This window comes from Chryseolinea soli, assembly GCF_003589925.1.
GTDB lineage: Bacteria > Bacteroidota > Bacteroidia > Cytophagales > Cyclobacteriaceae > Chryseolinea > Chryseolinea soli.
The window spans coordinates 1088464-1107096 of the sequence record NZ_CP032382.1 but is presented as its reverse complement, the minus strand read 5'-3'; the positions used below and the strand labels follow the sequence as shown (position 1 = coordinate 1107096).

Sequence of the window (18633 nt, the reverse complement as noted above, 5' to 3'; positions counted from 1 at the left end):
TGGTCGCGAGGCCAGGCTCCGGAAGGGCACCGTTGATCAGCCACATCACACCTGCTTTGTCGGTATTTACCTCCTGTATATTTATTCCAGCGCACGGCTTATATTTTTAAGGAAATACTAAATTGCTCCTGGCAACGATGGAGATCGCCTCCATTCATCGCCCAGACCAAACGCAATACTCATGGCATCCGTGCAAACCAAAGCAATTCTTCATGAAGACTGGGCCGTTGTGGTGCTCGGTTTTGTGATCATCATTCTTTTCCTGGCAGGACTGACCGTTCCTGTGCCCGCCTATTCCTGGAACAACGCACAAGAGTTGTCGGAAAAAGTTTTTACGGCGCAAAACCTGGGAAAGATCGGGGCGCAATTTGTTTTGGTGTTTGTGTTTTCAGTGGCAGGGGCGTGGCTCACTAATAAATCGGTGAAACGCGCGGCGTCGGTCTTTCCGATCGTCTATTTACTTACTGTCGTAGCATTGATGCTGGCCGGTAACAAGGGTGTCAAAGACTTGAACCTGGAGGCCGTGATCTTCAGCCTCGCGATCGGCTTGCTCGTGGGCAACGTCATCAACTTGCCGCAGTGGTTTCGTGAGGCGCTGTCAACCGAGTTGTTTGTCAAGATCGGGCTGGTCCTTTTGGGAACCGGCGTGATCTTTTCCGATATTCTAAAGGCCGGTTCGTTGGGGCTGGTGCAGGCGTTGGTGGTGGTGCTCAGCGTTTGGTATTTTGCGTTCTGGCTTTGCAAAAAACTGAAAGTCGACGACGAGCTGTCCATGATGATCAGCAGTGCCGTTTCCATCTGTGGCGTATCGGCAGCCATCGCCACAGCCGGTGCCATCAAAGGCGATACAAAGAAACTTTCTTATGTGATCTCCCTGGTACTCATCACGGCCATCCCCATGATGATCGTGATGCCCTACATCGCACGCTACTATGGCTTCTCCCAGGAAGTGACCGGCGCCTGGCTCGGTGGCAGCATCGACACGACGGGTGCTGTGGTGGCTTCGGGCACGTTGGTAGGCGAAACCGCATTGAAGATCAGCACCATCGTCAAGTTTTCACAAAACGTGTTGCTGGGCCTTGCCGCGTTTGCCATCAGCGTGTATTGGACCTACGCCAGCAAAGGGCCGGATGCCAAACAAGATCAGAAGCCCACACTGGGTGTGATCTGGGAAAGATTCCCCAAATTTGTTATCGGATTTGTAGGCGCATCGTTGCTCTTTTCATTTTTTCTCAGCCCCGAAAAAGTGGCTGCCGTAAAAGATGGCCTCAAGAGCATCCAAACCCTGTGGTTTGTCCTGGCCTTCACCAGCATCGGACTGGAAACAAAATTCTCCGACTTGTTTAATTCCAATTCGCGAAAACCCATGTATGCTTTCCTGGGCGCGCAGCTTTTTAATGTCATCGTTACGTTGATCGTTGCGTATTTCTTGTTCGGTTGATCAAGGCTGCAGACTAATGTCTTCTCGACGGTTTATACTGTACTAGCCGATTCATTTTCACGGTAGCTTTTCCGCAGACGTATCCTATCCCCACGGCAAGCGGGTAGTCGCTGGCCCAATGCACGCCATTGTTCATCATGGCCGCGCCCACAAGCACCATGATGGTATAGCCCACGGGACGGATCCAGCGTTTTTCGGGATAGTTCTCAGCCAGCACGGTCACCGTGGCCATCATAGTGGCCATGTGTCCGGAAGGGAAGGCGTCATAGCGGGGTGTGTTTTTTGTGAACTCCTTGAACCCGGGTAGCGGCCGCCAGACACCGGTTGGCGAAGTGGCAGCAAAAGGACTTTCCCGGCCGGTGATCCGCTTGATGGCTTGGGTGACGAGACCGACCGTTAATTGCACCTGCAATAATTGTGAAGCGGTCTGCACGGCGCGCCGGTCTTGATTTATTTTGCCATAGACATATAAGCCTCCACATATCGCAATGCTGGTGAAGCCTTCGCCGATGGAGTAGAACGTAGTGTTTACATTTTGAGGAAGCTGGTAGACTGGTACATCTTTTGAACCCAGCTTAAAACCGACGATCGTCTTGTATTCCGTATCCGGACTGATGTGCCACGAATGACAAACGTTCTGCACACCCACTTCCGTTTGATGATCAAACGGCAACAACGCCAGCGTAGAACCGATAATGAGCCCCCAGGCGGGAAGCGCTTTTTTTGAAAAAGATTCTTTGCCCGCCAGCACAATATTTTTCGGAATGCCCGTAACAAAGGCAAAAGGGCGTGGTGTTTTATAGATCAGCAATTGATCCCCGTAACGCACCACTGTCGCTTTAATCGTTTTTGAGGAGTCGCTGGAGTAGAGCAAGCTGTCATACGACTGTGCCCTGCCCGTTTGCGCGAAAAGCAGAATCAAAATAATTGCAATACTCCATCTCCCCAACAAGGAAATTTTTGAGAATGGATTCATTATTTATCGATGCTGGTGTACTTATTAATATAGAGAAAAACCCAGACGAGTCAAAATCAAAAGCCGTGCGTTTGAAGACCTGGGAAATGAGGGTGAAAAGAAAAAATTAAAATAAAGTCTATAAAAACTATAGACTTTATTTGTTTTGAGAAATTTTTATATCTTTACCCCCATGAAAGGGGCTGGTTCAAGTGTTTTCACTTGGACCAACATTACACCGGTCTTCAGACTTGCGTAACGTCAACCCCAATTTTTCAAAACATGAAACAAACTCAACTGCACGCACCAAACCAGACGGACTCCACCATCCGCATGCGCCCTCACCGGCCCTTCTTCTGTTGTTGTTTGCAGTATAAAATCCCTCATAACATGAAGGACTAAAACCGGGACTCCCGGTTGACTGAAACAAAACCAAAAAGAATTTCTCATCTCACCGGATCACGACAAAAGATCCCAAACAAGGATGAGCACAATGAATTAACCAAATGGCTGGCGAATGCACCTGCTTGACAGAACTATTGGTGGTAGGTCTGTTAAAAGGGTGCATCCGTAGCCACCAATTGAAAGGAGAAAGAAAATGATGGGTAGCGCATGGAAAAGATTTCTTTTTATCGGAATGCTCCTGACAACGGGCTTGACGCTCGCGCAGGAACGTCAACAGGCAACAGCAAACGATCCATCCCCTTCGGCATCCGCCCGCAAGGCGAACACCGTTTCTTCGAGCAGGCAAGTCTATATCGCAGCTGGCGAGGCGTCGATTGATGCTGTCTCGCTTTGCAAGCAAAAACAAAAGAACGTCCGTGCCTGTGGCGTGGCCGTTGACCCGTATCAGCCGGAGTTTGATTTGTATACGAGCAAAGTCGTGTTGTTGCGGATCGCGAAAGCCCATGCGTGGCAAGACGACAAGAGTCTCCAAGGGTTAGAGGCGATTGCATCGGCAGAGCCTTGCGCGGTGATCGTGATTGCAGAAGAGGGAGCGGTGGTGAATAATTTTCCGGCGTTGCCTTTTCCGGTGGTCGCGGTGGCGGCGAAGGATTCTGCGTTTGTGATTCGGGCGGCGGAGAAGAGACAACAGGTTTCGATCTTGTTTCGGTAGTGATAAGGTTGACTCCGGAATTTTGTTGGTGAAGAACACCAACAAAGGCGGGGTGATTTTGATTCGGTGAACTTGTTGGGTGAACGACACGAACGGGGCACTGGGTTTGCGAAAAAATTTGTTGGTGGGACACCGACAAATGTGTGGGTTGGCTTGCGAAAAATTGTTGTAAAGGAAAAAGTGATGATGACAGAAAATGTGAACGCGATAGAATTGCCGAAGGTGCCGCTTTTCGATGTGGGAGAGGGGGAGCCTATTATTTTGTTGCATGGGCTGTTTGGCAACCTGAGCAATTGGGGGCAGGTGGCGTTTGAATTTACGGCTACACACCGCGTGCTCATTCCCAGGTTGCCTTTGTATTCCACGCCCCTGACGCGCGAGCGACTGGATAGTCTCGTGGACTATGTGGAGAATTTTATCGAGGCCATGGGATTGGAACGCGTTACGCTGATGGGAAACTCTTTGGGAGGGCACATCGCGTTACTTTACGCGTGGCGTCATCCGGAAAAAGTGAAGAAGCTGGTGTTGGCGGGAAGCTCGGGGCTGACGGAAAATTCTTTTGGTGGCACATTCCCGAGGGTGAAAGACTATGCCTACATCCGCGAACGGGTGGAGAACACTTTTTATAAACGCGATGTGGTGACCAAACAATTGGTGGATGAAGTGTATGAGACCGTGCAGAACCGCACCCGCACACTCAGCATTATTGGGTTGGCACGGGCAGCGCAGCGACACAATGTGGCGGACATGTTGCGCGAGATTAACACACCCACGTTGCTGATCTGGGGACGGCAGGATACGATCACACCACCGGAAGTGGCACTGGAGTTTCACGACCTGCTGCCACGATCGCAGGTGATTTTTTTAGACCAGTGCGGCCACGTGCCCATGATGGAACACCCCAAGCTTTTCAATCAGCATGTCAGAATTTTTTTGGAACAATAAGGCTGTCAACTATGCGGCGCTGGCCATCCCCGCATTCTTTTTGTTTTTGGGGCTCGAGTATGTCGCCGCCATCCGGCAACGGAAGACGCAGGTTTTCAATTTCGACAGCTCAGTTGCCAACATCAGCATTGGCATTGCCGAGCGGTTGCTAAACCTGTTTTTGACGGCTAGCTTCTATGGCGTGTTCACGTATATCTACGAGCACTTTGCTTTGTGGTCCATTCCCAACACGTGGGGCGTGTGGGTCGTCCTCATTTTGGCAACCGACCTGGTGTGGTATTGGTATCACCGGTTGGGCCACGAGATCAACTTGTTTTGGGCGGCGCACATCGTGCACCATCATAGCGAGGAATTCAACTACAGCGTTTCGGCGCGCATCACCACGCTGCAATCCATCGTGCGCAACGTGTTTTGGTCGGTGTTGCCCTTGATCGGATTTCATCCGGCCATGGTCATGACCATCCTGGTGGTGCACGGAACGTATTCTTTCTTTACGCATACACAACTGATCCGTTCGCTGGGGTGGCTGGAGCACATTCTTATTACGCCCTCGCATCACCGGGTGCACCACGCTTCCAATGAAAAATACCTGAATAAAAACTACGGCGACCTGTTTGTGTTTTGGGACAAACTGTTTGGCACCTTTCAAAAAGAAGAAGAGCAGCCGGTTTATGGCCTCACGCATCCCCTGAAGAGCTATAGTTTTATCTGGCAACACTTTCATTATTTTTTAGAGATCCTCTACGCGACAAAACAAGTAAGCGGCATCGGCAACAAACTGAGGATCGTTTTCGGCAGGCCCGAAGTGTTGGACCAAAATATCAGGCCTTTGTTGGAGGAACGTTTCATCCCAGACCGGCGCCAGGCCAATGCGTTGGTGCGGTTTAAGGTGTACCTGGTCATTCAGTTGGGGTTGGCGGTAGCGGTGCTTTTCCTGATCACGCTGTTCTATCAACAGACGCAACCGTTGGAAAAAGTGGTGGGTGCGTTTTTTATTTTGATCACACTGGTCAACTGCGGGGCATTGCTGGAGCAACGCCGGTGGATCTATTACCTGGAATACCTGCGCATGCTGGTGTTGGTGACGTATGTGTCTTATTTAATAGAGCGCCCGGAACTTTTGTCTGGCGTGCTGGTGGTCAGCCTGGCAATGTTGTGGCCGATGCAGAAGTGGTATCTGCGCCTGGTGTATGGACAGGGTTGAAAAAAATAATCTGGAAATAAAGAAACCTTCATAAGACTTGCATCGTTTTGTATTTTAGATTAGGTTTGTCTATCGATTTGGTAGAGATTAAAACAAACCAAGTCGATCATTTATAAAGAAGAGGGGAGAGAACAGGCTCTGTGAACCTCTAGCAACTTTCTGAAAGGAATAAGTGCTACATCCTGCCCGAAAACAATATGGGTATATAAAATGAAGAACATGAACACAACACAACTTTCGCACAACGTGCATCCTCATCCTTCAGCATCGTCATCTTCCATGCAACGCACGTATTGTTCCTGCTGTTGTTGCTGAGCCATCTTCCGGAATTTCCCTTTTTCTTTTTTGAAATGGCCGCCGGGTAGATCGCGGCGCTGGATTCCGACGTCTTAATTCCATCATCAACCTTTTTAAAACACTGTCGCCATGAAACGCGCCCTATTCGTGTATCCTTATCGATGCTAAGCATACCAGGCTTCTCATCTGTTCATAAATACAAACTCAATTCATCCGTCTAAGTTTTTAACCACCAAAATTCGAAATCATCATGTCAACGTATAAAAAATTCACATTTCAGGGCGCACTTACGCAAGAGCAAATTAAATTCTTCCAGGAGAACGGCTTTATTCATTTTGAAAACTATGCTTCACAGGACACCGTGCAGGAGATCATTCGCTCCACGGAAGAAGTGCAGCGGCAGTGGGTGGCCGGCGGCGTGGAGAAGGTGAATGGCATACCGATCAAATATGGCGTGGACGAGAATGGAAAGAAAATCGTGCAGCGTTTTGCCTTCACCAATCAACACAGTGAAGCCGTGCGCCGGTTTGCCGCGCATCCCAACCTGGAAGCCTTAAAGGCCCTCATGCCCAAGGGCGCGCGCCTGGGCTTGGAGGAAAAAGACGGTGTGGTGTTCAATCACTATGTGAACACGGAAGGCAGCAACTTCTTCCACATGGGCTGGCACACCGACAGCGCCCGCGACATTTTCTACGGCAAGAAAGTGGCCCCCATGCTGAACATCGGTTTCTATCTCGATGACTCCACCGCGCAAAAAGGTGGCCTGCGCATTCTGCCCGGCACACACAAACAAGGCCTGTGGGACTTGTTGTTCCGCAAAAAATATTTCGTGAACAACTACGCCGACGAAAAGGAAGTGCTGGTGGAGGCCAAAGCCGGCGACCTCGTCATCCACGACGGAAGAATATGGCACCGCGTGGCACCCTCGCCGGTGACCGGTGAAGCAAGCCGCCGTCGCGTGATGTATATCCCGATGATCGTCGGAAAATATCAACCCAAAACCGAGAAGAGCTCGACGCCTTTGTATTTGCACCTGCTTCCGTTTGTGAGCACGAAAAAACATAAGAAACTGATCCCTGCTTTTCGCAAAGCAGCCTGATGATAGGGCGTTGCCGGTGGCAACATGGGCAACGCTCACTTTTTACTAAAGTTTGTTTTAGAAATAATCAGAGACAAAGAATGTCAGTCGGTATAAAACCAAATCAAAATAGGAGTCACCGTGTCAAGGGCTTGATCCTGACACCCTGTTGTTGTTAATACACCACCTACCACCATGGCGCGACCGCGCCGCTTTTAAGTTTTAATTTTTTATTCACTAAACCGTCGCCCTAATGTTTAGCACTGTTGAAAAACCCATCGGAATTTTTTATAGTTATGAAGAATGGTTCAATCCCCTGTTTCGCGAATTGGAGCGAAGGGGCTTGCCGTATGTAAAGCTCGATCCTGCCCGGCAATGGTTTGATTTGTCGGAAACGGACGTGCCCTATAGCCTGGTCTATAATGATATGAGCTATCCCTCCTATGTGGAGGGGCCATCACAGGCCAACCTAAACCTGCAGCCCTACTTGAAACACCTGGAGCAACAGCACGTGCCCGTCATCAACGGTTCGGTAGCCATTGCGTTGCAACGTTCCAAAATGCAGCAGCTTTTGTTGCTGCGCAGCCTGGGACTGGACTTTCCATCGACCAGAATAGTGACCCACGCGAGCCAGTTGAAACCCGCCACGGCCGAATTCAAATTTCCCATCATCCTGAAAGGCAACGCCGGTCACGGTGCGGAAACCGTGCTGCTCAAGTCCACCCAAGATCTGAAAGACGGCTGGGAAGATGGAACGCTGGCCTTGCGCGATGAACAACCGTGGATCCTCCAGGAATGGATTCCCGCCAAGGGCAACCACGTGGTGCGTGCCGAGGTGATCAACGGCAATTTTCAATACGCCGTAAAACTTTATCGCACTCCCCACGACATTGATTTCTGGACGGCCGACAACGAACCCTTCCAACCCTCCCTAACGGTCGTTAAAGCCATCGAAAAAATTGCGCGCGCCGCGCAGTTGGAGGTGGCCAGCGTGGAATACGCTATCGATCGTCGTGATAATCAGCCGTATTTCTACGCCATTCATGCGCACTCCAATTTTATTGTCGGCCACCGGCCCGGGGGGCAGGATGCCTATGGCAGTCTGGCCAATCACATCGAATTGCGTCTGCAAAAAAGACGGGAAATAGAATTAATCCTATAAATCCGCTTACGTCTATTGATTTAATAGTGTTTAATGTTACATTTGCGTAAAATCCACCAAAACGATAGAGTTAATATGAATCATGTTTACCGACTGCTCTTTCTTCTCCTGTTAGCGACAAGTGCCCTGGCCCAAGACCCCGCAATCATTACCGGAAAAATTACCGACGGCGAAACCGGCGAGGAGCTGGCGGGCGTGAATATTTTAATAAAAGGTACCGTGACCGGCACCGTGACCGATCTTCAAGGTGGCTTTACCTTAAAGACAAAATCCCTTCCCGTAACCTTGACCGCTTCTTTCGTGGGCTTCAAAACACAAGAAGTTTCCGTGACGTCGCCCGGTCAAACGGTGAACCTGGTGCTGGAGCCCAGCGCCTTGTTGGGAGCCGAAGTGGTGGTAACGGCTTCGCGCGTGGAGGAATCACAATTGAAATCGCCCGTGGCCATTGAGAAGATGGATACCCGTGCCATCAAAGACTCGCCCGCGCCCAGCTTCTACGACGCGCTCGAAAATTTGAAGGGTGTTCAAATGACCACATCAAGCCTCACCTTCAAAGTGCCCAACACACGGGGCTTCAACATCCCGAACAACTTCCGTTTCATGCAGGTGGTTGACGGTGTGGATATGCAATCCGCTACTTTGGGCGTGCCGCTGGGCAATGCCATCGGTCCCACGGAGCTTGATATCGAAAGTGTGGAGATCACACCCGGTGCTGCCTCCGCATTGTATGGCATGAACGCCATCAACGGTATGGCTAACCTCATCACCAAAAGCCCTTTTCTTTATCAGGGTTTGAGCGTCTATCAAAAGACCGGCGTGAACCACGTGGACGGCATCGATTATGATCCCAGCCTGTTGTCGGAAACCGCCGTGCGGTATGCGCATGCGTTCAACAACAAACTGGCCTTTAAAATAAACGGCAGCTACCTGCGCGCCACCGACTGGCGTGGCAGTTCCACGAACGACCAAAATCCAAACAGCACACCGAGCACCGGCAATCCCAACTATCCCGAATTGAATGTGACGGATCACCCGGCGTACGATGCGTGGAATAAATACGGCGACGACAGCGGCAGCAATGCCGTAACCGTAAGCGGTATAAACTACAACGGCGCGGCGAACCAATCCTTCATCGTCAGAAGAACGGGCTATTGGGAAAAGGACCTGGTGCCCGGTAAAGTGGATAACAAAAAGATCGACGCGGCCCTTCACTACCGCATTGGCAACAACGCCGAACTCTCGTATACGTATCGCTTTGGTGAAATGGATGGCTTGTTCCAACGCGGGAACAAGATCCAATTGAACAACGCCCGCGTTCAAAACCACAAACTGGAATTGAAGGGCGCCAACTATTTTATTCGCACGTATGTCTCCATCGAAAATACGGGCGACTCTTACAACTTGAAACCTTTGTCGGACAATCTGGACCTCTCGCATCTCTCCAACAAAGACTGGACAACCAAGTTTAAGAGCTCGCTTCAAACTGAGCTGAACAGCGGCACGGACCTGGCCGAAGCCATGCGCCGTGCACGTACGGCAGCAGATGCCGGCCGTGTCGAGCCGGGCACGCCCGAGTTCAACGCGTTGAAAAATGAGATCATCAACATCAACAACTGGGATCACATCAGCTCAGTGCCTACCGGAACAGCAACCGGTGGCGCGGCGCTCTGGCAACGCAGCCGCATGTATCACACCGATGCACAATGGGATCTTTCCAAAAAGGTGAAGATCTTCGACCTGTTGGTGGGTGCCGACTTCCGCGTCTATGAAGTCATTCCGGACGGTAACAACTTTGTGGACTTCTCCCGCCCGATCGCTGAACGCACTCAAGTAGAATCCGACGGCAGCTATGGCAGCAACGTATATTACAAAAAGTATGGTGCCTTTGCACAAGTGACCAAGACCCTTTTCAAAGAACACCTCAAACTTTTCGGATCGCTGCGTGTGGACCACAACCTGGAATTCAGCCCCAAGGTCAATCCCCGGATCGCCGCTGTCTACACCGTGGCCGAGAAGCATAACTTCCGGGCCTCGTTCCAGAACGGCTACCGTTTCCCTTCGCTGTTCGAAGCCCTTTCGTTTGTGAACAACGGTAACATTCGTCGCGTGGGCGGCTTGTCTTACATCAACGACGGTTTGAACTACCTGGACAATTCCTATACCCTGGCATCCATCAACACCTTTAATGCTGCCGTCAACACCGACGTGAAAGCGGGCCTGAGCGCGAACGACGCTGCCTTGAAGAACCGTGCTTTGCTGGAGGCAACCAACCTGTCGCCTACCCGCCCGGAGAAAATCAATTCGTTCGAAGTGGGCTACAAGAGCGTGTTGTTCAATAACACCCTGGTGATCGATATCGACGCCTACACCAATACCTACGACGGTTTCCTCGGCCAGGTGGAAGTGGCTGTGCCCTACCTGAGCAGCGACGGAAAATATCCAGACGACAACCAGCAGGTGCAAGTCGGCTCCGACGATGCGGTGATCTCGATGCTGGCGGCCAACCGGACCCCGCGTCAGAAACGCTATCGTGTATATACCAACGCAAAGCAGAAGTATCACAACTACGGTTCGTCCCTGGGGCTGACCTACAACTTCTACAAGAAATACACTATAGGGGGTAACCTGAACTACAATAACATCTCTCAAAATAATCAACCCGACGTGTTTGTGACCGGCTTCAACACGCCGAATTGGGCAACCAACATCACGTTCGGCAATCGTGAAGTGGCCAAGAACCTCGGGTTTGCCGTGGTGTACAGATGGCAGCAGTCGTTCCTGTGGCAAAGCCCGCTGGCGAATGGTACCATCCCGGCATACCACACCTTCGACGCACAAGTGTCGTATAAACTGCCACAATTGAAATCGACGCTGAAACTGGGTGGAACGAACGTTCTGAACAACCGGTATATCCAGTATGCGGCGGGGCCTACGATTGGGGCGTTGTATTATTTTTCGATTACGGTGGATGGGTTGTTGAAGAAATAATCCCAAAGGGGATGAGTTGTTGGTGAAGAATGCCAACAACGGCGTCGGTCCCAAAGGGAGAGGACTTGTTGGTGGGACACCAACAAGGGATGGGATCGCTCTGTTAGAGGGCGATCTTTTCTCGTTGGGTGGATCCCATCTGAATGAATCATTACTTGAAAATATAGAACAAGCGATATGGAGGCAGCGGAAAAAAATTTGACGAGTAGGAGGACCGTGTTGGGTCTGGTGGTGGCTGCCGGGGTGTTGGTGGGGTTGGCTTCGGTGTTTTATTTTGATGTGATCGTGGATCGCGGGAGCGAGTGGCTTTCGGGAGTGGGGCCGGAGTTTTTTCTTTTTGTGTTGGGAGGATTTATTGCGCAGATGATCGATGGTTCGTTGGGGATGGCCTATGGGGTGAGTGCTTCCACCTTTTTGATGTCGTTTGGGGTGCCGCCGGCAGCGGCGAGTGCCAGTGTGCACACGGCGGAGATCTTCACCAGCGGGGCGTCGGGACTTTCGCATTTGCGGTTGCAGAATGTGAATAAGAAGTTGTTCCGGAGCCTGTTGCTGCCCGGTATTGCCGGTGCGGTGACGGGGGCTTACTTGCTTTCTTCTTTTGAGGAATATAACTACATCCTCAAGCCCATTGTGGCAACGTATACGCTGGTGCTCGGCGTCATCATTGTGCGCAAAGCCATACGCAAGCATCAGCCGAAAACGAAAACGAAAAATATTCCCGCGCTGGCTACGTTTGGCGGGTTCATGGATTCGATCGGCGGGGGTGGTTGGGGGCCTATCGTGGCGTCGACGTTGATTGCCAAGGGCAGAAATCCGCGCTACACCATCGGGTCGGTGAACCTGGCGGAGTTCTTTATCTCGTCGGCGAGTTCCATCACGTTCTTTGCGACCATTGGCGTGGGATACATTCACATTATTGTGGGACTTATTCTCGGCGGGCTCGTTGCCGCGCCCATCGCCGCGCAGCTTACCCGGAAGCTGCCCGTCAAAAAAATAATGATCATCGTGGGCGTGGTCGTCATCCTTGTCAGCGTCCGTTTGATCGTGAAAGCCTTCCTTTCCTGACGGGTTTCATAAACCAAAAAACAATTTCTGTGTTAAGTTTTTGTTGAGCTTTAACGCCTCATTCGTTTGCATGGTCGGCGGAAAGGCGTCAAACGTCGTGTCTCAAAGGGCAACGCTTGCCCTTTGCTGAAGGGTGATCCGCTTGCCCTGGAACCTTTTTCAACGTTTTCCGAGCAACGACCGTGTGTGTACGATTGAGACAAGCACCGGACGCGTTGGCATGCGCACATCACAATTGATTTTTGTTGGCATATAAATTCTTTTATCTTGCGCCCCATTTATAGATTTGTAACCGACCCGGACCTTTTGAATTGAATGGCACTACTCGAAAAGCAACTTTACGTTAAGAAGTCAACGATCCCCAACGCAGGCAAAGGTCTGTTCACAAAGAAGTTCATCCCCAAAGGCACGCTCATCGTGGAGTACAAAGGCCGCCGCAGCACCTGGGCGGAAGTAAAAGACGAAGACGGCAAGAACGGCTACATCTTTTTTATCAACCGCAACAACGTGATCGATGGCCTGCCCTATAAAAGTGCGCTGGCCCGCTATGCCAACGACGCCCGCGGCCTGGTGCGCATCAAAGGATTGCTCAACAACTCAGAATATTCCGTCGACGGCGTGAAAGCCTATATCGAATCTAAGAAAGACATTCCGGCAGGTTCCGAGATCTTTGTGGACTATGGTAAAGATTACTGGAAAGTGATCCGCGAAAACGTCAAGTTGTGGAAACAAGAGGAGAAAGAAGCCAAACAGAAGAATGGCACTCCCTTGAAATCAAAGAAAGGCGCCGGCAAAAAGAGAGCTCACGCTACGGCTAAGCGAATGGAGCACGGGCACTGATCAGCGCAACGCTTGCTCCTGTTCCCCCAAACGCTGCGCGGCGCTGGCCGCGTAGAGATCAAAACCTTTCCGGGCCGCCTCCGCGGCGTAGGCCTTTAACAGGCGTATCGAATTGCCATTGATCTGTAAGGCTTCCGCCAAAATGGTGTAGGCGCGGAATCCATTCATATCCTGGGCGCGATAAAAATCAGCCGCCGCCAGAATGCCCTCCTCAAAATAAGGATTGTATGTCGCCAGAAGGGCATATTGCTTTTCGGCCGTAACCGAGTCTGCATTGGATTCGGCAACCACTGCCGTGTACAAGAATTTCTCCAGGCTTTGTGAGTCGTCGAACGTGATGTCTTTGTTGATCTGCCGGGCCAGCATGCGCGCCTCTTTGCGGTGGGCCAGCATAAGCAACTCGAAGTGACGCACGTCGTTGTAGAGATTTTTATCCGTCAGCTCCAGTCCCGCAATACGGTTGAAGAGATTGATGGCGGGCGCCAGGCGATCCGCCTCGAAATAGCGGCGGCTCAGATCCAGGAGCGCTTGTGCCTTATAGTTGGCGTTGTCGAACGTGTTGGCGATCCGGTTGAAGTCGGTGGAATCGCGCAGGCCGATGCGGTAGCGGCAGTATTGATATTTTTCGGCATCGCTTCCTTTGAGCACATCCTGCAACGGCATGGTCAGGATCTTTTTTATTTGCACGGCGATGGCCTGCCGTGTCACATCGCGGTCGCGCGACACCGTGTCCCAGGCCATTAATGCTTCCGGAATCCGGCGGGCTTCGGTGAGGGCAATGGCGCTGTAGAAACGCGCTTCCTTGTATTCGTACGTATCGGCATACGTAAAATAACTGTTGGCCAAATCCGGGTTCTGCTGCTCCAGCGCCCACAGCCCCATGATATAATTGAATTTTCCCTGGTATTGTTGGCTCACATACACCTGCTCGGCCAAAATCTCCAAGGCCTTCGACACATTGCCCCGGTGATAGTAGGCAAACGCCAACGATGATTTGAGCGCTTCACTAAAATCGCTGTTCAACGAATCGCTCGCAATGCGATAGGCTTCGTTGATGAAAACCGTATCGACGCTGGTGGCATATTTAATAATGTAGTTGTTCAACAACGTGGCGGAATACAGGTTGAGTTGTTTTGTGGCGAGCGGATCCACCTCTGTTTTGAACTCCTGCATTTGCGCCGTGGAAAGCGCCAACGCGTTGCTCACGACTGCGGGGGCGGTAGCATCAAAAAGCTTTAACACCGAATCGGTTTTCACCGGCACATGTTCGGTGGCGGCCAGGGCGAAGAAGTTGGTTTCGGCCGAGGCGCGCGACAGGCGGTGGCCGCGGGCTCGCTCCAGGTAAAACACGGACGAGTCAAGGCGATGGAGTTTGGCGTAGACGTATCCGAGGTTGTTCTCCAGGGCGCCGTTGCCCGGCAAAACGTGGAGGCCATGTTGGTACTCGACGATGGCGCTCTCCGGTTTGCCTTCGCGCACATAAGCATTGCCGGCGTTGGCCAGCGAAAAAGGCGTGGGGCGCTTGGCGTTGGCGTAAGTATAGTTCAGGTGCGCGCCTTCAAAATCGTAGCTCGTCACCTTGAGACGGCCCAGGGCATAGTTGGAGCGGTTGTTTTGGAACGCCTGGGCGCGGCCTTGGTCGTAGAGCGAGAGCGCAACGGTGGGATTGTCCATCAGCGTATAGAGATCTCCCGCGCTGTTATAAAATCCGCCGGTTCCGTGAAACACATATTCGTGCCAGTTGGAATAGAAGACAAACGCCAGCATCGTGATCATGCCCGCAAAGCGATAGGTGAAATAGGGCATGCGGGTAGGTTGATACAACACTTTATACACTGCCATATTGCGCGCCAGCATGAGCACAAAATTCGAAAAAACGTAGATGAAGAAGATCAATCCATATCCCAAATGACTGAAGATGATGAAATCGCGAATGACCTTCAGGGCAGGATCGTTCGCATTGCCCAGCAGCTGGGCCGTTGTGGCAAACGCCATGGCGCCCAGGGCGAGGAAAAAGTAACCTCCAAACGGATGGAACGGGAGGATGTTGGCATACAAAGATTCCCGCTTGCGAAACCCCCACACGCCCAGCACGGCGGAGACCGTCAATAACAAATACAGGTTGATGTAAAGAAACTTCCACTGCACAATACCCAGCTCGTGCATGCCGGTGATCACGAGGTTGATCATATAGATCGCGCTGATGATGGAAAAATGACGCAGGCTTTTCGTTGTACCCTGGTTGGAGATGTACACCAGCGAAGCAAAAACTTCATGGGCAACAATGATGATGAACAGCACCGTCACAATGATCCCCGGCGTGTAGCCTGTGAGCGTGAGGTGATAGAACGGAAACTGAACCGTCGAAAACAAAACGATCACAAGCGCCAGGATGGCCGTGAGCGAAGTAAAAAAGATCAACCGATAGACAAACGCGATCGTCGTCTTGATGCGATTGAAAAAGAACGCCGGCGCCACGTAGAGGAACAACACGACGGCCACCGGAATTTTATCATACCGCCCAAAGAGACCCAGCACCTCCAGCCGGAGCCCGGCGATGAAAGCGATGAACAAGGCCATGCCGATAAAGAACCAGAATCGCTCGATGGTGGTGATCACCGAAACGATGAGCACAGCCGCTGCGATGAGAATGATCAAAAAAAGATAAGAGGCCGTGGTGTTGGGAACAATATCGCTGCCGTCGAGGTACTCGAAGATGACATAGCTTTCGCCGGGCACGCTCAACTCGAACGGTCCGAGGTGGAAGCTGTGCACCGTGGTCTCGACCACTTTTTGTTCCTGCAATTTCTCCCAATGCATGACGCCCTCGGGACCACGATACCAACTGTACCACAGGAAGAGCAGGGAGAAAATAAAAATGCCGCCGGCCAGCGCCCAGACTACGCGGTATTCTTTCAGCCAGTTTTTCCAGAAGTTGAGGGGTTCCCTATCCATTTTAAAATTTGTTCGATACGTACTTACAAGATAAAAAATAAAAACCCGGAAGGTGCTTCACCACTTGCCGGGTCTATCAGAGATTCAATCATACACATTACATCCGGTACAGGCGTGCGAGCCTATAACGCAAGGCAACTTACTCCAGTACTTTGGGTACGCGGAAATAGTCGGAATCTTTTTTCGGGGCATTTTTCAGGGCGCGTTCGTGGCTGAGGTGTTCTTTCACCTCGTCTTCGCGCAACACGTTGATCTCGTGGCTCATGGTGGTGAGGGGCTCCACGCCGGCGGTGTCCACTTCCTTGAGATGCTCTACCCAGTCCACGATGGCCGTCATGTCTTTCATCATTTTCTCGGCGTCCTTCTCGTCGAATTCCAGGCGCGAGAGGTGGGCGATCTTATCTAACAGGGCACGATCAATTTTCATTTTTTCAGGTGCTGTTTCAATTCTTGTTCAATGGTGGTAAATACCTGCTGTTTCAGTGTATCGATGTCCTTTGCCGTCAGGCCGGTCGTTTCCAGCGGTTGGTGAAAGATCACGCTCAGCGGATGCCAGCGCAGCAGGAATTCATCCGGCGGCAAAATTATCCAATTATATGGAATGGTGACAGGCACGATGGGAATTTGTTTCTCTATGGCCACGCGAAAGGCACCGTCTTTGAAGGGGGCCATAACCGGGTCTTTTTTCGTCACAATGCCCCCTTCGGGGAAAATGATGAGGTTTTTGCCTTCGTCGATGGCTTCCATCGAGCGCTTCACGGAGGTGTAGCGGCTTTTCAGCTTTTTACGGTCGACCGTGATGTGAAGCTTGCCATACATCCACCCGAAAAGCGGAACCGTTTCGATGCCGCTTTTGCCGACAAAGATGGCATTGTGAGGCGCAAGGCCCATGGCGGGGATGTCGAGATAAGAGAAGTGGTTGGAGCAGAAAATGTACTGCCGTTTCGGGTCCAGCGTCGCGCGATATTCCGTCCGGAACGGCACGCCGATGAAGGTGAACAGTAGCCGTGCCCACCACCGGTTCAAAATGCCCACCAACTTATACTGGCTGGGAAACACGATGGGGATAAGAAACAACGGCAGCAATACCAGGAAGAGAATGCCAAACACCAGTGATCCCCAGGCGGTGTGAATGCCTCTTAGAATTTTCATATCGTTTCCCGTGAAGGCTTGCGAGCCACTTTGTTTGCAAAGGTAAGGTTAGTCGCCATTGAATGTACTGCGCCGGGGGATAACGATCAATTCTTTTTGACGTCCGTCGATATACCGGAACTTGCCTTCACCATCAAAAAAGCCGTCTTCCTCCAGTTTGATCTGGATGTCTTTTTTCCATTCGTCGATGTGTGTGGTCACGTTCAGCTCGATGGAGTAGGCGGTGTTGTAGTGCATGGCATAGTCGCCCGATCCCGGCACTCCCTGCTGCATGTCCCACTGCCCGATGGTGGTGCCGGCCGCATGACCGTGATAGCCGATGGGGTGCGTGTAGATGGAGGGTGTCAACCCCTGGCTGATGGCTTGCCTGCGCGAGTCGGCCAGGATCTGGTTGCCCGTTTTGTTCAGGGCAAAGTTGCCGGTAAGAATGTCCTGGAGCGCGTTGCCTTGGCGCAAGGCCTTTTTCAAATAATCGGGTGCGTCGGTTTCTCCGGCTTTCAAAATGTAGGCATGCTGTTGGGTGTCCGTGTTCAGACGCAGATAAGTGATGCCAAAGTCAACATGAAGCAGGTCGCCGGGTTGGATCACAAGCGGCTGCAAACGCTTGGTGAAGATCGCATCGGGTTCGCTGCGCTGAATGGACACCGAAGGATGAAACCACGTGTCGAGTTTGAGCGCGCTTATTTTTTCGCGATACCACCACACCACATCTTCGGTGGTGGTGACCCCCGGCTGAATGACGCGATCGGAAAATCCTTCTTCGATGATCTCGTGCGCGATCCGGCAGATCTGCGGATAGATCACCATCTCTTTTTCACTCCGCGTTTCCAGCCAGCTCACCGCCAGCCGCTCGGCAGAGGCGATGCGCGGGTGTAATTTTTTGTTCAGGGATTTGAGCAGCAATTCGTAGTCGTTGGCGGTGAGGCCGTCGGCGTGGCCGTAGTGTTCCGCTTTGTTGATGCCGATCTTTTTGGGATCGCGTTCCTGGATGATGCTGGCCAGTTGAGCCCATTGGTCAGGTTGCTGGTCGGGATCCCACGCGCGTTTAAAAACTTTTCCTACGTCATAGCGCGCCACGGCGAGGTATTCCATCTCCTTGCCTTCGCCGCGATCGAACATCACCAGCATGGTTGTGCGCCGGGCGGCCATCCACGTAGCGGGCAGCAGCGTTTTGATGACGGGGTCTTCGTTATATTCCCGCGACATCACGATCCACATATCAAAGCCTTCCCGGCGCATGAGGGCAGGGAGCACGGTCCGTAGCCGGTCGTCCAGGATCTCGTCGATCACTTTGGCTTGTTCGCGTTGGGGAAGGATGAGTGGATTTTGCGCGAATGCGGGAGGAAAGAGGAGGATCCCCAGCAGGAGTAATAAATATTTCATGACTAGGTTTGTAGAATAGGCGATTCAGTAAGTTTTGAAGCGAGGAACAGT

At 51.7% G+C, this 18633-nt stretch carries 14 protein-coding genes and 1 riboswitch; of the genes, 9 read left to right on the top strand and 5 right to left on the bottom strand.

Translation table 11 applies throughout. The features are described 5' to 3' along the window. The first annotated feature begins 181 nt into the window (after positions 1–181). Complete coding sequence (locus D4L85_RS04580; RefSeq protein ID WP_119753206.1) at positions 182–1441, top strand: YeiH family protein; 1260 nt, start codon at positions 182–184, stop codon at positions 1439–1441. 13 nt (positions 1442–1454) lie between these two features. Here D4L85_RS04580 and D4L85_RS04575 read toward each other — a convergent pair whose 3' ends face one another. Further along, positions 1455–2363, bottom strand: a complete 909-nt coding sequence (locus tag D4L85_RS04575; protein WP_160143536.1) for a phosphatase PAP2 family protein — start codon at positions 2361–2363, stop codon at positions 1455–1457. A gap of 631 nt (positions 2364–2994) precedes the next feature. Here D4L85_RS04575 and D4L85_RS04570 point away from each other — a divergent pair. The 8 genes from D4L85_RS04570 (at position 2995) to D4L85_RS04535 (ending at position 13092) form a co-directional block, all read left to right on the top strand. After that, on the top strand, positions 2995–3513 hold the full coding sequence (locus D4L85_RS04570) for a hypothetical protein (RefSeq protein WP_160143535.1): 519 nt from the start codon (positions 2995–2997) through the stop codon (positions 3511–3513). Between the two features lie 183 nt (positions 3514–3696). Next, complete coding sequence (locus D4L85_RS04565) at positions 3697–4458, top strand: alpha/beta fold hydrolase (RefSeq protein ID WP_228450773.1); 762 nt, start codon at positions 3697–3699, stop codon at positions 4456–4458. Then, positions 4433–5662 (top strand): sterol desaturase family protein, encoded by a 1230-nt coding sequence (locus tag D4L85_RS04560; protein ID WP_119753203.1) that lies wholly within the window; start codon positions 4433–4435, stop codon positions 5660–5662. Before D4L85_RS04565 ends, D4L85_RS04560 begins: the two co-directional genes overlap by 26 nt. Before the next feature lie 107 nt (positions 5663–5769). After that, a riboswitch (SAM riboswitch) is annotated at positions 5770–5874 on the top strand. Between the two features lie 335 nt (positions 5875–6209). Beyond that, entirely contained in the window at positions 6210–7058 is an 849-nt protein-coding gene (locus D4L85_RS04555; RefSeq protein ID WP_174236145.1) for a phytanoyl-CoA dioxygenase family protein, read from the top strand. A gap of 232 nt (positions 7059–7290) precedes the next feature. Continuing rightward, entirely contained in the window at positions 7291–8199 is a 909-nt protein-coding gene (locus tag D4L85_RS04550) for an ATP-grasp domain-containing protein (RefSeq protein WP_119753201.1), read from the top strand. A gap of 75 nt (positions 8200–8274) precedes the next feature. Further along, positions 8275–11187: a TonB-dependent receptor gene (locus D4L85_RS04545; RefSeq protein ID WP_119753200.1), complete on the top strand. Its 2913-nt coding sequence runs from the start codon at positions 8275–8277 to the stop codon at positions 11185–11187. A gap of 177 nt (positions 11188–11364) precedes the next feature. Continuing rightward, on the top strand, positions 11365–12252 hold the full coding sequence (locus D4L85_RS04540) for a sulfite exporter TauE/SafE family protein (protein ID WP_119753199.1): 888 nt from the start codon (positions 11365–11367) through the stop codon (positions 12250–12252). A 315-nt stretch (positions 12253–12567) separates the two neighbouring features. Beyond that, a complete protein-coding gene (locus D4L85_RS04535; RefSeq protein WP_119753198.1) occupies positions 12568–13092 on the top strand; it encodes an SET domain-containing protein in 525 nt (174 codons plus the stop codon). Here the strand turns inward: D4L85_RS04535 and D4L85_RS04530 are convergent, their stop codons facing one another. From D4L85_RS04530 to D4L85_RS04515, 4 genes are all read right to left on the bottom strand, one after another. Then, on the bottom strand, positions 13093–16047 hold the full coding sequence (locus D4L85_RS04530) for a hypothetical protein (RefSeq protein WP_119753197.1): 2955 nt from the start codon (positions 16045–16047) through the stop codon (positions 13093–13095). Between the two features lie 139 nt (positions 16048–16186). Beyond that, positions 16187–16474 (bottom strand): Asp-tRNA(Asn)/Glu-tRNA(Gln) amidotransferase subunit GatC, encoded by a 288-nt coding sequence (gatC, locus tag D4L85_RS04525; protein WP_119753196.1) that lies wholly within the window; start codon positions 16472–16474, stop codon positions 16187–16189. Next, positions 16471–17199, bottom strand: a complete 729-nt coding sequence (locus tag D4L85_RS04520; protein ID WP_119753195.1) for a lysophospholipid acyltransferase family protein — start codon at positions 17197–17199, stop codon at positions 16471–16473. Before D4L85_RS04520 ends, gatC begins: the two co-directional genes overlap by 4 nt. Positions 17200–17247: 48 nt before the next feature. Continuing rightward, positions 17248–18582, bottom strand: coding sequence for a M24 family metallopeptidase (locus tag D4L85_RS04515; protein WP_119753194.1), 1335 nt, complete (start codon positions 18580–18582; stop codon positions 17248–17250). Positions 18583–18633: the final 51 nt, after the last annotated feature.